The sequence below is a fragment of the Pseudarthrobacter sp. J1738 genome, assembly GCF_050490315.1.
Classification (GTDB): Bacteria; Actinomycetota; Actinomycetes; order Actinomycetales; family Micrococcaceae; genus JBNPEO01.
In genome coordinates this window covers 299,961-319,266 of sequence record NZ_JBNPEO010000001.1, presented here as the reverse complement: position 1 = coordinate 319,266, position 19,306 = coordinate 299,961, and the positions used below count along the sequence as shown (strand labels likewise).

The window sequence follows — 19,306 nt, the reverse complement described above, 5'->3', positions numbered from 1 at the left end:
TTCGCACTTCTTGTGCTCAGTCATCGTAGGGAGAACGTCATTCATATAATTAGAGTGGGCAACACTCTAATTTTCGGCCGGGGCACACTCTACTGCTCCGGGCACACTCTATTCAGGCATCTCAAAGTGTCCAGGCCGCCGAGTTTCCCCTTCTTTTGCGGCGCTTAAAGAAGTCCGACGGCGTGTCCTGGGGACACGCCGTCGAACTTTCTAAAAGGCGGGGAAACTCAGCGGTGGCTTGGAGCCTGGACTAGATCCAGTAGCGCTCACCCTCGTTGTCGCCGGGGTGATTGCGGACTAGGCCGGCCGCTAGAGTGTTGCCGTCCACGGGGTCGATCACCAAAAACGCCCCGGTCCGGCGATGTTGCTGATAGTCCTCAAGTGGCAGTTCCGCGGCGAGCCGAAGCTGCGCCTGGCCAATGTCATTCAGGTCCAAACCACTGGCCGGTTCAAGAGCAAAAGTCTCAAGATCCAGCTTCCCGGAAATTGACCGGACCAGAGCCTGAACTGTCCGAGTACCGTGTTTCACCAACACCTTCGCACCTTCACGCAAGGGCTTGGGAGACAACCACGCGAGCGAGGCGTAGAGGTCAGCACTAGCCTGCAACGGAGCATCCCCGGAGGACGCAACAGCGGCGATGGTGTCACCACGGGCAATGTCGATCTCATCCGCCAAACGTACTGCCACCGATTGCGGAGCGGCGGCACTATGGAGCGATGCGCCAGCAAAGTCAATGCCAACAACCGTGGTGATGCGGGCAGGCTGTCCGGGGCTCAAGATTGCCACCGAGTCCCCCACCGTCACCGATCCCTCAGTGATTTGGCCAGCATAGGCGCGGTAATCCCGGTGCGCCTCAACGTCCAGCCCGGCGGCCACGGCATCGGGCGCCAAAGCACCCTGCGGCCGGATGACCAACTGCACGGGGAAACGGAAACTCTCAAGGTGCGATTCCAATTCGTCCGCCGCGGGCAACTGTTCTAGAGTCTCTAAAAGTGCTGGCCCGGAGTACCACGGTGTGCGCTCAGAGCGGTCCACCACATTGTCGCCGTCAAGGGCAGAAACGGGGATCACCAGAACGTTTGCCAAGCTCAGAGCTTGTGCAGCGGCAGCAACCTGCCCCTCAATGTCCCGGTAAACCTGCTCGCTGAAGTCCACCAGGTCAATCTTGTTTACTGCCACAATCACGTGCGCCACACGCAGCAACTTGAGCACTGAGAGGTGCCGGCGGGTCTGCTCCAGAACACCTTTGCGAGCGTCAATGAGTACGACGACGGCGTCCGCAGTGGACGCGCCGGTCACCGTGTTTTTGGTGTACTGCACGTGCCCGGGGCAGTCAGCCAGGATAAAGCTGCGGCGGTCGGTGGCGAAGTAGCGGTAGGCGACGTCGATGGTGATGCCTTGTTCGCGCTCGGCCCGTAGACCGTCGGTCAGCAGGGCTAGGTCAACGCCGCCCTTTTCGCCGCCAAATCCGCGGTCAGCGGAGGAGCGAGTCACGGCTTCGAGCTGGTCTGCGAGGATCGCTTTTGAATCGTGCAGGAGACGGCCAACCAGGGTGGACTTCCCGTCATCTACCGAGCCAGCTGTGGCGAAGCGGAAGAGTGTGGTGTCAGCCAAAAGTGCAGTACCGGCGTGGTTGGGGTTTAGCTCAACAGCGGTGGTTTCAACAGCAGTGCTCATTAGAAATAGCCGTCTTTCTTGCGATCTTCCATTGCTGCCTCGGAAATCCGGTCATCCGCCCGGGTGGCGCCGCGTTCGGTAATGGTGGATGCGGCAACTTCTACAACCACCGCTGCAACGTCTTTGGCGTCAGATTCCACAGCACCGGTGCAGGACATGTCCCCCACTGTGCGGTAGCGAACCAACTTGGTGACAACTTCCTCGTCCGGCCGCGGTTGGGACACTTCACCTACGGCACGCCACATACCGTCGCGGGAAAATACTTCACGGTTGTGCGCGTAGTAGAGGCCGGGCAGTTCGATGTTTTCGCGTTCGATGTACCGCCAAATGTCCAGCTCGGTCCAGTTGCTGATGGGGAATGCCCGCACGTGTTGGCCCACCGTATGGCGGCCGTTGTACAGGTTCCACAGCTCTGGCCGCTGGTTGCGCGGGTCCCACTGCCCAAACTCGTCACGCAAACTCAAGATGCGTTCCTTGGCGCGGGCCTTGTCCTCATCGCGACGCCCACCGCCAAACACTGCATCAAACTTGTTGCGCTCAATAGCGTCCAGCAACGGCGCGGTCTGCAGCGGGTTGCGGGTCCCGTCAGCCCGCTCGGCCAGCTCACCACGGTCAATAAAGTCCTGGACAGATCCGACGACGAGCTTAAGTCCCAGCCTCTCCACCGTCCTGTCACGGAAGTCGATCACCTCAGGGAAGTTGTGCCCCGTATCCACGTGCAGCACGGGGAACGGAACCTTGCCGGGCCAAAACGCCTTTGTGGCAAGGTGCAACATCACCACAGAGTCCTTGCCACCCGAGAACAACAGGGCCGGCTTCTCAAACTCGGCAACAACCTCACGAATAATGTGAATGGCCTCGGACTCCAACGTGTCGAGGCTGGAGAGCCGCTGTGCAGCTTCGCCACGCGGCTTAGACACACTCGCTCGTTCCTCGCTCGCGCGATGCGCAGCTTCCGGCGAAACTGCTGCGCGGATGAGCCCGGACGGCGTCAAATCCTCAGTGGTGGTTGCGTTGCTCATACGTGTAGTCCGCATTCTGTTTTATCGGTACCGGCCCAGCGGCCAGCACGGGGATCTTCACCGGGGGCGACTTTTCGGGTGCAGGGTTGGCAGCCAATCGATGGGTACCCCTGGGTGAGCAACGGGTTGACCGGTAGCAGGTTGTTTTCGGAGTACTCCACAAGTTGGTCGAAGCTCCAGGCCGCCAGCGGGTTCACTTTGACCAGTCCATTAGCTTCGTCCCAAGTCACCAAGGGTGTGTTGGTGCGGGTGGGGGCTTCGTCGCGGCGAACTCCGGTGAACCAGAGTTCGTAACCGGCGAGGGTGCGTCGCAAAGGGGCAACCTTGCGCAGGGCACAGCATTGGGCGGCGTCACGTGCAAAGAGGTCTTTGCCAAGGAGCCGGTCCTGCTGTTCCACAGTGTTCTCGGGCAGCACGTCCACTACGTTGATGCGCAGGTTCGCTGCTACTTCATCGCGTGTGGCATAGGTTTCCGGGAAGTGGTAGCCAGTTTCGAGGAACAGGACGTCCACGCCGGGCAGCTGATCGGCCACAAGTGCCGGCAGCACGGCATCGGCCATGGAGCAGGCCACGGACACGCTGGAAAGCTCGAAGTTCCGGGCCACCCAGGCGATCACGTCACGGGCAGGGGCGTCCCAGCCGAGCTCGGCGGCGCCAGATTCTGCAAGGGCTTTGAGCTCTTCTTTGCTGCGTAGTGCGGTGCTCATTGGAGCGCCTCCTCGTCTGCTGCGTGTGCCCATTGGGCGAATGTTTGGCCTTCGATGTGGTCGGCTACATAGCGGCGAACTACTCGCTCTACGTAGTCAGGCAGGTCTGCCACGTAAACCTTGAGGCCGCGGACGGTGCGGCCCAGCCCAGCTTCTTCGCGGTTATCGGAAGCCAGCCCACCGCCCAAGTGGACCTGGAACCCCGGGGAGGGTTCGCCGTCGGGCGTTGGAAGCATCATGCCTTTGAGCCCGATGTCAGCGGTTTGAATGCGGGCGCAAGAGTTGGGGCAACCGTTGATGTGCAGGGAGAGCGCTTGGGGCAGCTGACCGGACTCCACAAGATCGGCGAGCCGGGTTTCCAGCTCGGCGATAGCGGTGGCCGCAGTGACCTTGGTTTCCACTATTGCAAGCTTGCAATATTCAATGCCGGTGCAGGCGATGGTGCCGCGGCGGAACACGGACGGCCGGGCGGAGAGGCCCAGCTTGTCCAGCTCGGCCACCAGCGTTTCGACGTTCTCGCTAGGCACGTCCAAGACCACAAGTTTTTGGTGTGGGGTGGTGCGCAGCCGGTAGGAGCCGTTGGATTCAAGCAACTCAGCCAGGGATACAAGTGCCGCACCGGAGAGCCGCCCAGCGGTGGGTGTGGCGCCGATGTAGAACTTGCCGTCCTTCTGCTCGTGGATGCCTACGTGGTCCCCGGGGGTTGCCGGTTTGGGCGCCGCCGGGCCGTCGTTGAGCTTGTAGCCGAGGTACTCATCCTCCAGAACGGTGCGGAATTTCTCCACGCCCCAATCCGCCAGCAAGAACTTCAGACGGGCTTTGGTGCGCATCCGGCGGTAACCGTAGTCACGGAAAATACTTGTGACACCCAGCCAAACGTCGGCGGCTTGCTCGGGGAGAACAAAAGCGCCAAGACGTTTGCCCAACATCGGGTTGGTGGACAGCGCGCCACCCACCCACAGGTCGTAGCCAATACCGAGTTCGGGGTGAACGTGACCCACCAAGGCAACGTCGTTGATCTCGTGAACCACGTCTTGGCTGGGGTGGCCGGTGATGGCTGTCTTGAATTTGCGGGGCAGATTGGCCAGCTCAGGGTCGCCAATAAACCGCTCGGAGAGTTCCTGGATGAGCGGTGTGGGATCAATGATCTCGTCCTTGGCAATGCCCGCTACCGGAGAACCGAGAATCACGCGCGGAACGTCGCCACAAGCCTCGGTGGTGGAGAGCCCCACAGACTCTAGCCTGCGCCAAATCTCGGGGACGTCTTCCACCCGAATCCAGTGCAACTGAATGTTTTGCCGGTCAGTCAGGTCCGCACTGCCACGGGCAAAGTCCACTGAAATCTGCCCGATCACGCGCAGTTGCTCGGTGGTGAGCGCCCCGCCGTCGATCCTGACTCGGAGCATAAAGTATTTGTCTTCGAGCTCGTGTGGCTCCAAGGTGGCTGTTTTACCGCCGTCGATCCCTTGTTTGCGCTGGGTGTAGAGCCCCCACCAGCGGAAACGGCCGTGCAGGTCAGTACCATCGATCGATTCGAAGCCCTGCTGCGCGTAGACCGTCTCAATGCGTTCGCGAACGTTGAGCCCGTTGTCCTCTTGCTTCCAGGTTTCGTTGGCGTTGAGCGGCTCGGTGCCGTCCACCTTCCACTGACCGTGCGGTTTAGCTGCCGGGCGGCCCGGGCGGTTGGCCTTGCGGGAAGCGGCGGGGTCAGTGCTTGCTCCGGCTAGAGCTGTCTCAGTCATTGTCCGACTCTAAAGCCGCGGCAATTTCTTCAACAAAGGAGGAGGCAATGAGAGGTCACGCGGGGAAACAATTCGTCACCTTTGAGACTTTTATGACGGGTTTCGAAGGGCCTCGTCGTAGCGTTCCAGCGCGATTTCGGCCAGCACTTCGGAGGGCAGGAGCGGCTCCGTGACCACGTCCGCACCGGCTTTGGCCAACTGGTCGTGGAAAAATCCGTGCGCCAAAAGATAGGACGCCACCACCACACGATCTGCGCCTTCTTCCCGAGCCTGATCTTCCCTTGCTTGAGCAACGGCGTCGGGCACTGAAGGGCTCGCCGAGGCGCCGTACCCAATCACAATCCGGTTGGGAACTAAGGTGCGTAAATCCTTGGCGAGGGCTTCAACATTGACAGCAGCACCGGCGTCGGAGGATCCAGCGGCGGCCAGGACCACGGCATCATCGGCACCAAGGTTTGCTTCTGCGAGGCGGGTCGCCAGCAGCCGCGCCAAGCGCGGATCCGGGCCCAGCGGTTCCGCGGCGAACAGACCGGGACGGCTACTCACGGCCCGTGCAATGTCCACCTTGACGTGATAACCAACACTTAAAAGCAAAGGAACGACGACGGCGGACTCGCCTTCGCCAATCCCGGCCACAACGTCTTTGAGGTCTGGGGTTTGGACGTCAACGTAGGCCTCACGAACGTCGAGTTCAGGGCGCAGGGCAAGGATTGCGGCCCGTAGTGAATCGACCTCTGCGGCACCCTGGCCGCTCGAGGTTCCGTGGCTGCAGGCGATCAAAATGGGAAGCTGGCTCATGGCAGGAGCCTACGTTGCCGGGGGCGCCGGATGAGAACAGGCACGCTCGAAGTCCGTATTCTGGGACGAGCCATTTCCTCACCTTTTCTGGAAGGTTCCATGTTTTCCTTCGATGCCGCTTTGCTCGCTTTGGACTTGATTGGTGTGTTTTTCTTCGCCGTGTCAGGTTCGCTGCTGGCTGCGCGCAAACGATTCGATGTTGTGGGTTCGGTCCTTCTGGCCTCGCTGGTTGGTCTGGGTGGTGGCGTGATTCGCGATGTTCTGATCAACGCCGGCCCGCCAGCCGTTTTCACCAACCCGTGGTACTTGCTCCCGCCGGTGTTGGCTGCAGGTTTGGTGTTTTTCCTGTTTGAAAGTGTGCAGCGGTACACCTCGTTGCTGACCTACTTTGACGCTGGCAGACTGGCCTTGTTTTGTATGTCTGGTGCGCTCAAGGCCATCAACGCTGGCCTCCATCCGGTTGCTGCTGTGCTGCTGGGTGTCACCACTGCGGTGGGCGGTGGGGTGTTGCGGGACATCACAGCCAATGAGGTCCCGCAATTGTTTGATGCCAAGGATATTTACGCGCTTCCGGCCTTCACTGGCGCTGGGCTCACCGTCCTGGTTTGGAACCTTGGAGCATTCACGTGGGCCACAGCCTTGGCGATCGCGATGCTAGTTTTCGCTTTCCGAATCCTTGCGTGGCGGCGTCATTGGTTTGTGCCCTTGGCCGTTAATGGGTGGCATCGTCAAGAGAGCTAATTCCATTGGCTAGGATTGATTCCATGACTGACATGTTCCTAGAGAAGTTCCGTGCCCTGGTACCGAAGTATCTCGAGGATGAGTGGCAGCCAGAGGACGGCCTCACTGATGCCGAGCTGGATGAAGCCCTCTCCCAGCACACCTTCACCATCCCGGCTGTATTGCGCGAGTTCTACCTAGCCTTGGGTGGCTGTGAGGACATCATGGAGGCCTACCACTACTTCTGGGATCCTGAGGAGCTCGAAGTGGATGAAGAAGGCTTCTTGATGTTCCTTGAGGACGAGGAAGAGAAGTTCACTTGGGGCTTCCGTGCCGGGGACCTTTCCATCCCGGACCCCATTGTGTGGCGCCGAAACAACATGCGCGGGCAGTGGAAGAGCGAAGAAGGAACGTTCTCTGAGTTCACCTTCGACATGCTCGAGTGGGCTTTTGAGGGCGACGAAGACTAACTCCCGTCTGCCCCCTCCTACGAGCCGCCCCTGCCGCCGAGTTTCCCCTCTTTTTGGGGTCCCATTCGGCGTGTTGCCAAGAAACGCCGGGCTCACCGGGGCGATCTCCGCAAAAGAAGGGGATTCTCAGCGGATCACCCTGCCCGCGAGAACCTGTTGCACTTGAGCTAGGACCTCTTCTGGCCGGTACATCAAGGCCGCGTAGTCGAAGCGGAGAACTGTGTAGCCCCTGAGGATGCTCGCATTGTTCCGTGCCCGGTCTTTGATAACTTGTTTCGGCTCGAGGTGAGTTTTGCCGTCCACCTCAATAATCAGAAAACCCTCGATCAGGAAATCCACAATGCCTACCCCGGCAATCTCCACTTGAGCCTGGACGAACAGCCCCGCCTTGCGGAAGAGGAGTCTGGCCACCACTTCCAAGGGGGAATCGGCCGTACACTCAACTAAGTCCAGCACGCTCCGGGCCTTCCCGTTCCGTTTCCCCGGTAGCCGTTCCCGCAGAAAATCTAGGGTTGATTCGCCTTGGGCCACTGCAGATTCCACCATCACCACCGCTTCCAAAACTGGCCGGCAATTGAGCGCGTGAATCAGCACATCGCCTTTTCCAGCAACTGGCAGCAATGGGTGCTTGGGGACCACAGAGTTTCGATGAACGACGGCGTTCTTCTCACCCCCGTGCCTACAGAGCAGATGGGGCAGTTCCGGGTTATGCAGCACCCAGAAACCGTAAAAGTGGGCGGCCGATACACAGCTCACCAAGCCATTGGCCACCACGGCGTACCTGAGTACAGGGTCGGCTCCCGGAAGCGCAAGGACACCTGGACGCTCGCGCCGCACCACGCCGTCGTTCACTGCATTGCGCAAGTCCCGCTCGCTGAACCCGGCCCGCAATAGCTGCACCGGACGGGCCACCGAGCCGAAGCGCTGAAGGGTTTGCACCAGTTCCATGCTCCCCAGCGTGACGGGCCCAGCACCCTGAAGAAACCCGGAATTGCGCCTATGTGGACAACTTTGGCAACATCCCCAACAATCTTCCCTGCTGAGATTGCCCTCCTTTTACCGAGGGTCCAGCGAATTCCCCGGCGGTTCGGCGCAACTCGCCGCAGCGCCTTCCAAAACCTGGGGAAACTCGGCAACACAACACTATGACGTCACAGTTGGACTACGTGACAATACTTGTCATAGACTTTCACTAGACACACCACCGCCTCCGGTGTTTCTGATGCGAACGGAAACGGCTCCGGCCTTTGCAATGTTTGACTCGTACATTGCAAAGGCCGGAGCCGTTTCGCTCACCCAAAAACTAGCTAGCGCGGTCCACCACTGCTAGAGCAAAGCTGGCCAAGGATTCCTTGACTACACCCTCCGGCAGCGGCGCCAAGGCGGCAATTGCCTCGTCAGCCCACGTGCGTGCAATAGCCCAAGACTCGTTGGTGACCGGGTGCTCACGCAGGGCGGTAACGGTCTTAGCCAGTGCCTCATCGCTACTGAGATCCCCATCCACCAGGGTCAAAAGTTCCGCGGCGGATTCGTCGCCTGCCGCTGCAGCCTGACGCAACAGCAGCACCGGCAGGGTTGGCACGCCCTCACGCAGGTCCGTTCCGGGCGACTTACCGGACTTGACCTTTACTCCGGTGACATCAATAACGTCGTCGGCAAGCTGGAAGGCAACACCAATTTTTTCGCCATACTCAACCAGAACGTCTTCGTATTCGTCAGGTGCGCCGGAGAAGATGGCACCGAGCTGACCGGAAGCAGCCACCAAGGAACCAGTTTTGTCCGCGATCACTGACAAGTAGTGCGCCAAAGGGTCTTCGCCTTCGCGCGGTCCAACTGTCTCGTGCAATTGGCCAAGGCACAAACGCTCAAAGGTCCGCGCCTGAATACCAAGGGCGCGGGTACCCAATTCCGAAACCAGGATCGAGGCGCGCGCAAAAATCAGGTCACCCGTGAGCACTGCAACCGAGTTGCCCCAGACCTCGTGCGCTGTGGGTGCGCCGCGACGGTAAGGAGCGGAGTCCATAACGTCGTCGTGGTACAGGGTTGCTAGATGCGTCAACTCAACAACTACAGCAGCCTGGACAATCTCAGGGCGGGTGTGGTCCCCCAAGTGTGAGGTCAGCAGAGTCAGTAGCGGGCGGACGCGCTTGCCGCCGGCTTCCACCAAGTGGCGCGACGTTGCGTCAGCGAGCGGGTCAGAGTTGGCAATGGCTTCGCGCAGCTTCTTCTCAACCCGAGCCAAGTTTTTGGTGATCTCCGGGCCGAGCACGTCATCCTCTGCGATCGCTGCAAAACCGGCCGGAAGGGTCAGGGAAGTGGCGATGGCCTTGGTGTTGGGGGCAGGCTCATCGGCTGGGGGCAGGCCGTGTCCGGCGTGCGTCCAGCTGTGGTTTGCGGAGTTGGTCACGAGCTAAGCCTAACTAGTGGGCGTCGAAACGGATGACTTGGAGCCCGGAACGGCACTATTTGCCGGTCCCGGGGTGGGCAGGAGCCCGGTGTTTGAGGTGGCCGGAACAAGTTTCTCGAGCAAACGAATTGCCCGGTCCTCAAGTCCTTTTTCTTCGGGCCCGGTGAGATTGGCCAGCATTCGGACCACAAAACGCATCAGCGGCGGAATCGGCATACCGGTCCGCAGCGCGAGTTTCATCACTGCCGGTTTGCCGATGAGCGTGGCGAAAGTACGGCCCAAAGTGAAGTGGGATCCCCACTGTTCGCGCACATAGTCTGCGTATCCGGCAAGGTGCGCGTCGGCGTCGTGCTGGCTAAGAGGTGAGGACTTCCGGGACTGCGCGTCAATGATGAACTCGGCGGCGAACCTCGCGGACTCCATTGCGTAGGAGATGCCTTCACCGTTAAACGGAGACACCATTCCGCCAGCGTCGCCGAGCAACAGCAAGCCGGGCACGTAGTGCGGGGTGCGGTTGAAACCCATGGGCAATGCGGCGCCGCGAATTTCCCCCACCATGTTCTCCGGTGTGTAGCCCCACTCAGCGGGCATACCAGCTGTCCAGTCCCGTAGGACCTGCTTGTAGTCGAGTTTCCCGAATTCTTTGGACGAGTTCAGGATGCCGAGACCCACATTGGACGTGCCGTCACCCACACCAAAAACCCAACCGTAGCCGGGCAGCGGACGGCCGTTTTTGTCAGGGAGTTCCAGCCAGCCTTCCATCCAGTCGTCATTAGTGCGCGGGGACGTGAAGTAGGTGCGCACGGCTACGCCGAGAGGCCGGTCATCGCGCTTGGCGACACCCAGAGATACAGCGGTGCGGCTCGAGTTTCCGTCAGCTGCAAGGACAACGTCAGCGTGAAAATTACGGGTTTCCCCGGTTTTGCGCCCGTCCGGGTCCAGGATTGCGGCCCGAACGCCGGTCACACGGCCGTCTTCACCGCGCAGCGCTTGGGTCACGCTGTGGCTTTCCAGTACGACGGCGCCTGCCGAACGAGCGTGCTCAACCAACTCTTCGTCAAAGCCAAGGCGCGTGCGGATCAGTCCATAGTCGGGAAAGTCTGTGAGCTCGGGCCAAGGAACCTCAATTTGGCGACCCCCAGCGATCAGGCGGAGCCCCTTATTGCGGCGCCACCCTTCGGCTACAGGGTGTGGCAAACCGAGCTTCTGAATCTCCCGCACAGCGCGGGGTGTGAGCCCATCGCCGCAGACTTTCTCACGCGGGAAGGTGGTTTTTTCCAGCACAGTGACGCTGACGCCAGCTTGAGCCAAATAGTAGGCCGCAGTAGACCCGGCCGGGCCCGCTCCAACAATAAGTACGTTCACGGTGAGGGTGCTTTAGCTTTCCGCCAAGGGCTTGGCCGGCGCGGAAGTGGTTGCGGACACCAGTGGCTTGGTGGCTCGGTGCACTGCAACGATTCCGCCGCTGAGGTTGCGGTAGGCAACGTCTTCCCAACCGGCGTCCTGCATCCAGTGGCTCAGATTGTCTTGATCCGGCCAAGCACGAATGGACTCGGCCAGGTACACGTAAGCGTCCGGGTTGGAGGAGACCTTAGTGGCAATGGCGGGCAGTGCTCGCATGAGGTACTCGGTGTACATGGTGCGCCACAGCGGGATGACGGGTTGGGAAAACTCCGGAATCACAATACGTCCGCCAGGTTTGGTCACGCGGAACATCTCAGCGAGCGCTTCTTTGGGACGGTTGACGTTGCGCAACCCAAAGGAAATGGTGCTCGCATCAAAGCTGTTGTCCGCGAACGGCAGGTTGGTGGCATCGCCCGCAATGAAGTTGATGTCTGGGCGGCGTCGTTTGCCGGTGCGCAGCATCCCCAAGGAGAAGTCGCAGGCCACAACGTCGATTCCAGCGTCCGCGTAGGGCTCGGAAGAAGTCCCGGTCCCGGCAGCAAGATCGAGCACGCGCTGACCCGGACGGGCACCTACGGCGTCGAACACAATTTTTCGCCATCGGCGCGTTTGGCCCATAGAGAGGACGTCGTTGACCACGTCATACCGCGGCGCAACATCGTCGAACATCTTGGCTACTTCGTCCGGACGCTTATCGAGAGAGGCTCTATTACCTGCGCTAGTCACCATCCCATTGTCGCAAATCTTTGCCCGGGCTTCTAACCACGTGCTGAGAAACGCCCGGGAGCGGTGAGGGTAAGCAGATTCGGGCCAGCGCGGCGGCAGAGTAATGTTGTCTCATCATGACCGGCACCCTCAAAGCTCTTACAGTCCCCCTGGGAGAATCCCGCTCCCCCGAGGGGCTTTCTGCTTTCCTAGTCCGGGACAACATGCTCAGTTGGAACCGGCGCGAATCCGGTTTGGTGGGCTTTGGCGAGCTTGACCGTTTCACCGCCACGGGCCCGGACCGGTTTATCAACGCGGAACAGTGGTGGAAGCACCTGGTTCTGGATGGCGATATTCGCGACGAGGTGAACCGTCCCGGCACTGGCGCCGTGGCTTTTGGTTCCTTCGCGTTCTCCAAAACGTCTAACCACCTTTCGCGGCTGATAGTCCCTGAGCTCGTGGTAGGACTGCGGGACGGCGCCGCTTGGGCCACGCTGCAAACGTATAAAGACGCCGAAATCACCTCAGCGGATGTCCTCGCTGCGCTGGATGGTTGGCTCGGCGTCGAACCTTCTGCTGTGGGTTCAACTGGCAGTTCGGCTGGCAGTTCCGCCGGGGTGGGAAGTGGGCTCGAGGGAACACTTGCCACTGGCGCCCTCTCCGAGTCTGAGTGGACTGAAGCGGTCCGTTTGGGTGTTCAACAAATTGGCACCGGACGGCTGGAGAAGTTGGTTTTGGCACGCGATGTAGTGGCAACCATTCCCGACGGTGTGCATGCGGCCGCGGTCCTCAAGGAGCTCGCGCAACGCTACCGGGATTGCTGGACCTACGGTGTGGATGGGCTGGTTGGTTCCACCCCGGAGATGTTGATTCAGGTGGAGGGCCGCACGGCTCAGGCGCGCGTATTGGCAGGAACCTTAGACCGCCGGGATGCGGTTGCACACGATCCTAACGGCGACGGTTTGGCCTATGCCGAGCGCATGTTGGCCGGTTCCGCCAAGCAACTTCACGAGCACAAGATCGCCATCGCGTCCTTGACCACGGCGCTTGAGCCCTTCTCTGAAGCGATGAGCGCACACACCGAGCCCTTCATTTTGGAACTCCCAAACGTATGGCATTTGGCCTCCGACGTTCGCGCCGAATTGGCTGACGCAGAAGGCCATGTGCCTACCTCGCTCGCGCTGATAAACGCTTTGCATCCCACTGCTGCCGTCTGCGGAACCCCCACCGCGGTGGCCGGTGAGTTGCTGCGCGAGCTGGAAAAAATGGAGCGGGGACCCTACGCGGGACCGGTGGGCTGGTTGGACAGCGCTGGCAACGGCGAGTGGGGTATTGCATTGCGTGGAGCCGTCATCGAGTCCCCCACGCAGGTGCGCTTGTATGCAGGTTGCGGCATTGTTGCTGGCTCAGATCCGGCTGCTGAACTTGCAGAGACGTGGGCCAAGTTCCGGCCCATGCTCGAAGCCCTCGGCCTGCGAACCTGACGCCTGCGCGCTTCTGGATCGCTCCTGGATCTCTTCCCGGCTTGCGCCTGGATCGCTTCCAGGCTTGCTCCCTCGCGATTCCACCTCATCTCCACCTCAGCGCCGAGAAGTCTGTAATAAGAGACAGAGACCCTCGTGTCACACTTGTGTTCCACACCACACTTGGTATCCAATGGTGAACATTAGTTGACTGTGACGCACCTCTCTCAGCCGGCTATAGACTTAAGGCCGGTTTATTTGCCAATCACCCCTGCTACAAAAGGTAAAGACATGCAGATCCAATCCAAGACTGTGGCTAAAGCCCTGGCAGTCTTCGCCGTCGGCGCCCTCGCACTGACCGGATGCACCAACGCTTCCGAAACCGGCACCCCCGGCGCCGGTGCAAGCAGCGGTGGCGCTGCAAGCTTCGATCCCAGCACCATCCAGAAGGATGATGCGCTTGCAGCATTGGTTCCCGCAGCCATCAAGGCCAAGGGCACACTGACCGTCGGTGCAGACACGTCCTACGAGCCGGCCGAATTCTTGGCCACCGATGGCCAGACCCCGGTAGGTTACGACGTCGACATCGCCAAGGCGATTGGCGCCACTTTGGGCCTGAAGGTTCAGGTCCAAACGGCCGAGTTCACCGGCATCCTCCCGGCATTGGGCCCCAAGTACGATCTCGGCATTTCCTCCTTCACAATCACCAAGGAACGCCTCGCCGCTGTAAACATGGTGAGCTACTTCAACGCCGGCACCGGCTGGGCTGTCCAGAAGGACAACCCCAAGAAGTTCTCCCTCGATGACATTTGCGGACGCTCCATCGGCGTGCAGACCGGAACCGTCCAGGAAGACCCGGACCTCTCCACGCGCAGCAAGAAGTGTGTAGCTGACGGCAAAAAGGCCATCGACGTTGTAACCCTCAAGAACCAGACTGATGTCACCACTCGTCTGGTCAACGGCAGCATCGATGCCATGGCTGCTGACTCACCGATCATCGGTAACGCTGTTGCCAAAACCAACGGTGCACTCGAGAAGTTCGGCGAGGTCTACGACGCTGCACCTCAGGGCATTGCCATTGCAAAGTCGGACACCGCCTTGGCTGATGTCATCCAGAAGACGCTCACCAAGTTGATGTCAGATGGTTCGTACAAGAAGATCCTCGAGGGCTGGAACAACCCTGAGGGCGCCATCGACAAGGCCGAGGTCAACCCGGCGGCTGGCTCTTGAGCCATTCCGCCACCCCGAACTCCACAGGTGGAATGATGGCCCCCCATCACAAGGACACTGACGCACCGGTACTGAACAAAGCAGTACCGGTGCGTCACCCCGGGCGCTGGATTAGCGCCGTCGTAATTCTTGGTGTTTTGGCTCTGATTTTGCAGAGCCTTTTCACCAACCCACGCTTCCGCTGGGACATCGTTGCCACCTACATTTTGGACACCAAAGTTGTCCAAGGTGTGGGCTGGACTTTGTTGCTCACCGTAGCGTCAATGGTGCTGGCAATTGTGCTGGCAATCCTCTTGGCGTTTATGAGGCAGTCGGACAACCCGGTATTCCGCTGGTCCAGCTGGGTATGGGTTTGGTTTTTCCGCGGTACACCGGTTTACACCCAGTTGATTTTCTGGGGACTGATCTCGGTCCTCTACCCAAAGATCAGCGCGGGCATCCCGTTCGGTCCCGAGTGGTTCAGTCTGGATACTGCCAGCGTGATCACCACTTTGGTGGGCGCCATTTTGGGTCTAGGCCTGAACGAATCTGCTTACCTTGCCGAGATTTTCCGGGCCGGCCTGAAGTCTGTAGACAAGGGCCAGATGGAAGCCGCTGAGGCTCTGGGCATGTCCAAGGGCAAGATCATGTGGCGGATTATTCTGCCTCAGGCCATGCGTGTGATAGTTCCACCAACAGGCAACGAGACCATCGGCATGCTCAAGACCACCTCGTTGGTTCTAGCCGTGCCGTTCACACTCGACCTGACTTTCGCCACCAACTCCTTGGCTAACCGCACGTACATGCCAATTCCGTTGCTACTGGTTGCCGCAATTTGGTACCTGGTCATCACCAGCTTGTTGATGGTTGGCCAGCACTACATCGAGGCGTACTACGGAAAGGGCGTAGACAACCTCTCGCCCGCTCCGGTGAACGCCGCCGCAGCCAAGGCCAACAGTGCATTCAAGAGTGGTGCTCATGTTGGGCCTGTAACCGCTGCCACTGAGACTGTTGCTGCACCAGCTGGTGCACCCGAGTCCGCGGCCACCGCGGAAGATCCGAAGGAGGACTCAAAATGACGGCTAACACCGCCGAGCCGCTAGTCCGGATCGAAGGGCTGCATAAGTTCTACGGCCACCACCACGTTCTGCGCGGGATTGATCTCACTGTCAACCAAGGCGAAGTCTCCGTGGTAATTGGCCCCTCGGGCTCCGGAAAGTCCACCATGCTTCGTTGTGTGAACCTGCTGGAAACCATCAGCGCTGGACGCATTTCCGTGGGTGGTGACCTGATCGGTTACCGCGAAGTCAATGGCCGCTTGCACGATCTGAAGACCAAGGAAATCTCGGCCCAGCGCCGCGAAATCGGAATGGTCTTCCAGCGCTTCAACCTCTTCCCTCACAAGACTGCTTTGCAGAACGTGATGGAAGCTCCGGTACAGGTCAAGCGTGTACCCAAGGCTGTGGCCAAAAAGAAGGCTCTCGAGTTGCTGGACCGGGTGGGCTTGGGTGATCGCTCTGGCCACTACCCTGCACAGCTCTCTGGTGGTCAGCAGCAGCGTGTGGCAATTGCACGGGCGTTGGCCATGGAGCCGGAATTGATGCTCTTTGATGAGCCTACTTCCGCTCTGGACCCTGAACTGGTGGGCGATGTGCTCAACGTGATGAAGGATCTGGCCAAGTCCGGTATGACCATGATTGTGGTAACTCACGAGATTGGTTTTGCCCGCGAAGTCGGCGACCGGCTCACGTTTATGGATGGCGGCGTTGTGGTGGAAAGTGGCGATCCTCGCGAGATCATCGCCAACCCGCAACATGCCCGAACCAAGGAGTTCCTCAGCCGCGTACTGTAGTTCCTGTTTTCGCTACAAAAAAGGACATTCGCATCCGGAATCCGGGGTGCGGATGTCCTTTTTTGTAGCGGTTTTGAGGGCGGCGGAGCTAAGCGAATGCGGAGTTAAGCGAGTGCGGAGCGGGACGGCCTGCGTGGGACCCCGCTGTCGCTGAGGAACTTGTTGAACCGGTCTAGGCTTTGCAGTTCTTGCCATCCCCAGCGAATAACTCGCGGACCCAATGCGCGGATCCTGTCCTCACGCCGTTTCTCGGCCTGCACAATCTCCGAGGCGCTGCGTCCATTCGTGTACTCAATCTTCTGATACTTCACAGCACCGTCGAACTCGCCCACCAGAATAGAGTCCGACGACGGTAGTGCGGCTAAAGTGCCAGAGGCGCCAAAGGTTCCACCACCAAAGGGGCCGGAACCAGCGCCGCCACTTGCCGCTCCACCACGAATGCTGTCCGGGGCTGGCCAATCGAAGTCGGTGCGCGCCACTAAACCCTGGCGATCATAAAACTCGTGTTGCAGACGCGGCCTAGCGAAGCCTGCAATTTCCATCATTGCCCGGCTCAGCGATTCGCCCGGAGAGCCCGACGCCGGATCGGCAAAGGCCAATCGCTGGGTAAGTCGCTTGCATCCGTCGGCCGAGTAAAGCTCCTCGATGCCCTCCAGAATTTCCGTCCGGCCCAATGGAAGAAACCCGCGTTTCGCATCGCCATTGAGCGCATGATCCGTAGCCATAATCGCATCGGGAAAAGTGGCGTACACCAAAAGGTCCTGCACAGTCCGGACCCGGCTGGAGACCAGAACGCCGTACCGCTGAACGGCGTCCCCTCCCCCATCCGGAACGTGGTGACGCACCACTCCGTTGCGTGAACGCCCACCGCGAGCGTCGGACGTGTAGGCGTGTACCGGCGTCGTACTTCTGAGAGGTAGGTGCCACAGCAGCGCGGCCGAATCGCGGCAGAAAACTGTCCGTGAGCGGAACGATTCGGCGCAGGCGCGGATGCGGTGCAAGTCTTTGTCCCAGGGTGCGAGTGCGTTCCAGGTGCCCGTCTCGAGGTAAACGCCTGCCCTGAGCCGAACGAGTTCGCCGGATTTCGCTTGCCTAGCAAGGGTTCGTGCGCCTAGGCCTGTGGTAGCTGTTCGCGTCAGGATCAACGGTTGGAGGGACATGCTTCTACTCTCGCGGGAACGCAGCCGAGGCAATAGGCGCGTTGAGCCGTATGTGGACAGCGTGCGCGAATTCGTTCGGGACTACTCCTCCACACGATCCCCACCTTTTCCGCTACGAAATTAGACATTCGCATCCGGAATCCGGGGTGCGAATGTCCTTTTTTGTAGCGGTTAGCGGAGTGCGGCGTTCACCGAAGACTTGATGCGAGCGTGGAGATTGCGCAGGGTGTCGCGAGTGGTGCGGACCTCGATGATACTGCGGCCGGTGATGGCCTCGGCCAGAGCATCCTCGAGTTCGGCGCCAGTGCTCACCACACGGTGCGCGATGCCGTACGCCGCGGCAAGGTGCGCAATGTCCACCGTGTGCGGGGTGCCAAAGTAACGTTCGACGGCGGCCGCGTACCGTGGTTTTTCGCCGAGCTGCCCGTGCTCCAAGACGGAGAAGATCCCGCCCCCGGAGTCGTTGAGGACAACGATTTGGAGCGGCCAGTCGGGTTCGTCAGGTGGGGTGAGCAGTGCGCCGACGTCGTGCAGGAAAGTGAGGTCTCCGAGAAGAACCCGCGTGGGGGTTGAGCTGGAGAACATCACGCCCGTGGCCGTTGAGATGGTGCCGTCGATCCCGGCAAGGCCGCGGTTAGCGTAGACGTTCCCGGGTGAGGTGCCTTCTGGTGAAACCACGGGCTGCCCGGCGAGGTCAACATCCCTGATCGGGTTGGAGGAGCCGAGGACCAAGGCCGCCCCTGAGACACCCGTTGCCCCATTGTGAGCAGCCCAGACGCGCCGCGCCACGGCAGGACCTGTGAGCGGCTGGGGCTCTGTCAGTCCGGCCCGCCCGGACAACCCAGAAGCACCTAGCACCTCAGCGAGCGCGCCCTCTGCTGCAGCCCCCGCGGCTTGCCATGCCTCAAGCCAGCCGTCTTCACCACGCCCGGCAAACAATGACAGCTCTTCCCAGTCGTCGATCACGGTTTCGGTGCGCTTGCCTTCGTCGAACCAGGCGACTGGCCGCGGAACGTATAAAGCACGCGGAATATCCGTGCGGGCCAGCAGAGCGGCAACGGGCCGGGACAAGGTAGGCCGTCCAAACACGATCACCCGATCTACGGCAAGCAATCCTTCGGGCCCGGATTCGGCGAGCAGTAGCCGGTACGGTCCCACAGCGTTGGGCCCAAAACGTGCGTTGGAGGATGGCTCGGCCAAGAGAGGCAAGCCGTGAACTCGGGCAAAGTATTCGGCCTCGCGCCCAGCCTCGGCACTGGTGGCGTGGCCTGCCACCACAACTGCCCGCCCGGGGCACTCCCCTACTGGCTGGTAAGGCAACACTTCAAAGCGCCAGTCTGCATCGTCGTCGGAAGCGGCGTCAGCCTGAACACCGCCAGGAAAAGCGGCGTCAGCAAAACCTGTAGCCGGTTGCTCTGCCCAATCCGTGCCGTCCAGCGGCGGGGTGAGCGGGTCGCGGAAGGCGAGGTTGACCTGTACGGGGCCGGCTGGCGTGCCCGGCAGCTCACCTTTGGCGGCCAGGAGAGCAGTGCGTATCGCTGAGACTGGTGAATCCCCCGCGGCAACATCCACAGCAAAACGGGCATGCTCAGCAAAAAGGTCGAACTGCACTGTGGTCTGGTTAGCTCCGGTTCCGCGTAGCTCGGTGGGCCGGTCGGCGGAGAGCACCACCAGGGGGACGCTCGCGTGGTTGGCTTCCATCACCGCGGGCAAGAGGTTTCCGACGGCGGTCCCGGATGTGGTCACGATGCCCGCCGGGGCGCCACTCCCCAGTGCGAGCCCCAGTGCGGTGAATCCTGCCACTCGCTCATCGGTGCGGATGAGGACACGGATGCGGTCTGCGGATTCTGCCTCGGCAAGCGCGTAAGCCAGGGGCGCAGAGCGGGATCCTGGGGCCAGCACCACGTATTTCACCCCGTAGCCGATCAGCGTTTCCACGGCCAGTCGCGCGGATGCCATCGAGTCGAGT

17 protein-coding genes are annotated in these 19,306 nt (G+C 60.5%); 6 read left to right on the top strand and 11 right to left on the bottom strand.

Annotated elements, in window-relative coordinates; translation table 11 throughout:
- Positions 1 to 250: 250 nt before the first annotated feature.
- The 5 genes from ACQR35_RS01530 to ACQR35_RS01510 form a co-directional block, all read right to left on the bottom strand.
- Positions 251 to 1,678, bottom strand: coding sequence for a sulfate adenylyltransferase subunit 1 (locus ACQR35_RS01530; protein ID WP_430269029.1), 1,428 nt, complete (start codon positions 1,676 to 1,678; stop codon positions 251 to 253).
- The gene (gene cysD, locus ACQR35_RS01525) at positions 1,678 to 2,700 is read right to left on the bottom strand and encodes a sulfate adenylyltransferase subunit CysD (RefSeq protein ID WP_430269028.1); all 1,023 of its coding nucleotides are present in this window, start codon (positions 2,698 to 2,700) and stop codon (positions 1,678 to 1,680) included. The genes ACQR35_RS01530 and cysD overlap by 1 nt, the downstream gene beginning before the upstream one ends.
- Entirely contained in the window at positions 2,697 to 3,407 is a 711-nt protein-coding gene (locus tag ACQR35_RS01520; protein ID WP_430268037.1) for a phosphoadenylyl-sulfate reductase, read from the bottom strand. The genes cysD and ACQR35_RS01520 overlap by 4 nt, the downstream gene beginning before the upstream one ends.
- Positions 3,404 to 5,149, bottom strand: a complete 1,746-nt coding sequence (locus ACQR35_RS01515; protein ID WP_430269027.1) for a nitrite/sulfite reductase — start codon at positions 5,147 to 5,149, stop codon at positions 3,404 to 3,406. The genes ACQR35_RS01520 and ACQR35_RS01515 overlap by 4 nt, the downstream gene beginning before the upstream one ends.
- 90 nt (positions 5,150 to 5,239) lie before the next feature.
- Positions 5,240 to 5,947: a sirohydrochlorin chelatase gene (locus tag ACQR35_RS01510; protein WP_430269026.1), complete on the bottom strand. Its 708-nt coding sequence runs from the start codon at positions 5,945 to 5,947 to the stop codon at positions 5,240 to 5,242.
- A gap of 99 nt (positions 5,948 to 6,046) precedes the next feature.
- Between ACQR35_RS01510 and ACQR35_RS01505 the strand changes: the two genes are divergently transcribed.
- Complete coding sequence (locus ACQR35_RS01505; protein ID WP_430269241.1) at positions 6,047 to 6,688, top strand: trimeric intracellular cation channel family protein; 642 nt, start codon at positions 6,047 to 6,049, stop codon at positions 6,686 to 6,688.
- Between the two features lie 23 nt (positions 6,689 to 6,711).
- A complete protein-coding gene (locus ACQR35_RS01500; RefSeq protein ID WP_430268040.1) occupies positions 6,712 to 7,137 on the top strand; it encodes a hypothetical protein in 426 nt (141 codons plus the stop codon).
- A 126-nt stretch (positions 7,138 to 7,263) separates the two neighbouring features.
- On the opposite strand, the gene ACQR35_RS01495 is transcribed toward ACQR35_RS01500, so the two are convergent.
- The 4 genes from ACQR35_RS01495 to ACQR35_RS01480 form a co-directional block, all read right to left on the bottom strand.
- Positions 7,264 to 8,085 carry an endonuclease domain-containing protein gene (locus ACQR35_RS01495; protein ID WP_430269025.1) on the bottom strand — a complete coding sequence of 274 codons (822 nt, stop codon included), beginning with the start codon at positions 8,083 to 8,085 and terminating at the stop codon, positions 7,264 to 7,266.
- 355 nt (positions 8,086 to 8,440) lie between these two features.
- Positions 8,441 to 9,544 carry a polyprenyl synthetase family protein gene (locus ACQR35_RS01490; protein WP_430269024.1) on the bottom strand — a complete coding sequence of 368 codons (1,104 nt, stop codon included), beginning with the start codon at positions 9,542 to 9,544 and terminating at the stop codon, positions 8,441 to 8,443.
- Positions 9,545 to 9,553: 9 nt separating this feature from the next.
- Positions 9,554 to 10,909, bottom strand: a complete 1,356-nt coding sequence (locus tag ACQR35_RS01485) for a geranylgeranyl reductase family protein (RefSeq protein WP_430269023.1) — start codon at positions 10,907 to 10,909, stop codon at positions 9,554 to 9,556.
- Positions 10,910 to 10,921: 12 nt separating this feature from the next.
- Complete coding sequence (locus tag ACQR35_RS01480) at positions 10,922 to 11,674, bottom strand: demethylmenaquinone methyltransferase (protein WP_430269022.1); 753 nt, start codon at positions 11,672 to 11,674, stop codon at positions 10,922 to 10,924.
- 116 nt (positions 11,675 to 11,790) lie between these two features.
- On the opposite strand from ACQR35_RS01480, the gene ACQR35_RS01475 reads away from it, so the two are divergent.
- The 4 genes from ACQR35_RS01475 to ACQR35_RS01460 all read left to right on the top strand — a co-directional run bounded on the left by ACQR35_RS01475 (position 11,791) and on the right by ACQR35_RS01460 (position 16,177).
- Positions 11,791 to 13,137 carry an isochorismate synthase gene (locus tag ACQR35_RS01475; protein WP_430269021.1) on the top strand — a complete coding sequence of 449 codons (1,347 nt, stop codon included), beginning with the start codon at positions 11,791 to 11,793 and terminating at the stop codon, positions 13,135 to 13,137.
- Positions 13,138 to 13,407: 270 nt separating this feature from the next.
- Entirely contained in the window at positions 13,408 to 14,346 is a 939-nt protein-coding gene (locus tag ACQR35_RS01470; protein ID WP_430268046.1) for an ABC transporter substrate-binding protein, read from the top strand.
- Positions 14,347 to 14,381: 35 nt separating this feature from the next.
- Positions 14,382 to 15,404 (top strand): amino acid ABC transporter permease, encoded by a 1,023-nt coding sequence (locus ACQR35_RS01465; protein ID WP_430269020.1) that lies wholly within the window; start codon positions 14,382 to 14,384, stop codon positions 15,402 to 15,404.
- Entirely contained in the window at positions 15,401 to 16,177 is a 777-nt protein-coding gene (locus ACQR35_RS01460) for an amino acid ABC transporter ATP-binding protein (protein ID WP_430268048.1), read from the top strand. The genes ACQR35_RS01465 and ACQR35_RS01460 overlap by 4 nt, the downstream gene beginning before the upstream one ends.
- A 104-nt stretch (positions 16,178 to 16,281) precedes the next feature.
- On the opposite strand, the gene ACQR35_RS01455 is transcribed toward ACQR35_RS01460, so the two are convergent.
- Positions 16,282 to 17,337, bottom strand: a complete 1,056-nt coding sequence (locus tag ACQR35_RS01455) for a hypothetical protein (protein WP_430268049.1) — start codon at positions 17,335 to 17,337, stop codon at positions 16,282 to 16,284.
- A gap of 171 nt (positions 17,338 to 17,508) precedes the next feature.
- Complete coding sequence (gene menD, locus ACQR35_RS01450; RefSeq protein ID WP_430269240.1) at positions 17,509 to 19,296, bottom strand: 2-succinyl-5-enolpyruvyl-6-hydroxy-3-cyclohexene-1-carboxylic-acid synthase; 1,788 nt, start codon at positions 19,294 to 19,296, stop codon at positions 17,509 to 17,511.
- Between the last annotated feature and the right edge of the window lie 10 nt (positions 19,297 to 19,306).

What these genes read in the sequence shown, in the direction of transcription:
- ACQR35_RS01520 (WP_430268037.1), bottom strand. Translation starts at nt 3,407, where the DNA reads ATGAGCACCGCACTACGCAGCAAAGAAGAGCTCAAAGCCCTTGCAGAA.
- ACQR35_RS01495 (WP_430269025.1), bottom strand. Translation starts at nt 8,085, where the DNA reads ATGGAACTGGTGCAAACCCTTCAGCGCTTCGGCTCGGTGGCCCGTCCG.
- ACQR35_RS01505 (WP_430269241.1), top strand. Translation starts at nt 6,047, where the DNA reads ATGTTTTCCTTCGATGCCGCTTTGCTCGCTTTGGACTTGATTGGTGTG.
- ACQR35_RS01510 (WP_430269026.1), bottom strand. Translation starts at nt 5,947, where the DNA reads ATGAGCCAGCTTCCCATTTTGATCGCCTGCAGCCACGGAACCTCGAGC.
- ACQR35_RS01460 (WP_430268048.1), top strand. Translation starts at nt 15,401, where the DNA reads ATGACGGCTAACACCGCCGAGCCGCTAGTCCGGATCGAAGGGCTGCAT.
- ACQR35_RS01530 (WP_430269029.1), bottom strand. Translation starts at nt 1,678, where the DNA reads ATGAGCACTGCTGTTGAAACCACCGCTGTTGAGCTAAACCCCAACCAC.
- ACQR35_RS01475 (WP_430269021.1), top strand. Translation starts at nt 11,791, where the DNA reads ATGACCGGCACCCTCAAAGCTCTTACAGTCCCCCTGGGAGAATCCCGC.
- cysD (WP_430269028.1), bottom strand. Translation starts at nt 2,700, where the DNA reads ATGAGCAACGCAACCACCACTGAGGATTTGACGCCGTCCGGGCTCATC.
- ACQR35_RS01515 (WP_430269027.1), bottom strand. Translation starts at nt 5,149, where the DNA reads ATGACTGAGACAGCTCTAGCCGGAGCAAGCACTGACCCCGCCGCTTCC.
- ACQR35_RS01455 (WP_430268049.1), bottom strand. Translation starts at nt 17,337, where the DNA reads ATGTCCCTCCAACCGTTGATCCTGACGCGAACAGCTACCACAGGCCTA.
- ACQR35_RS01500 (WP_430268040.1), top strand. Translation starts at nt 6,712, where the DNA reads ATGACTGACATGTTCCTAGAGAAGTTCCGTGCCCTGGTACCGAAGTAT.
- ACQR35_RS01465 (WP_430269020.1), top strand. Translation starts at nt 14,382, where the DNA reads ATGGCCCCCCATCACAAGGACACTGACGCACCGGTACTGAACAAAGCA.
- menD (WP_430269240.1), bottom strand. Translation starts at nt 19,296, where the DNA reads ATGGCATCCGCGCGACTGGCCGTGGAAACGCTGATCGGCTACGGGGTG.
- ACQR35_RS01470 (WP_430268046.1), top strand. Translation starts at nt 13,408, where the DNA reads ATGCAGATCCAATCCAAGACTGTGGCTAAAGCCCTGGCAGTCTTCGCC.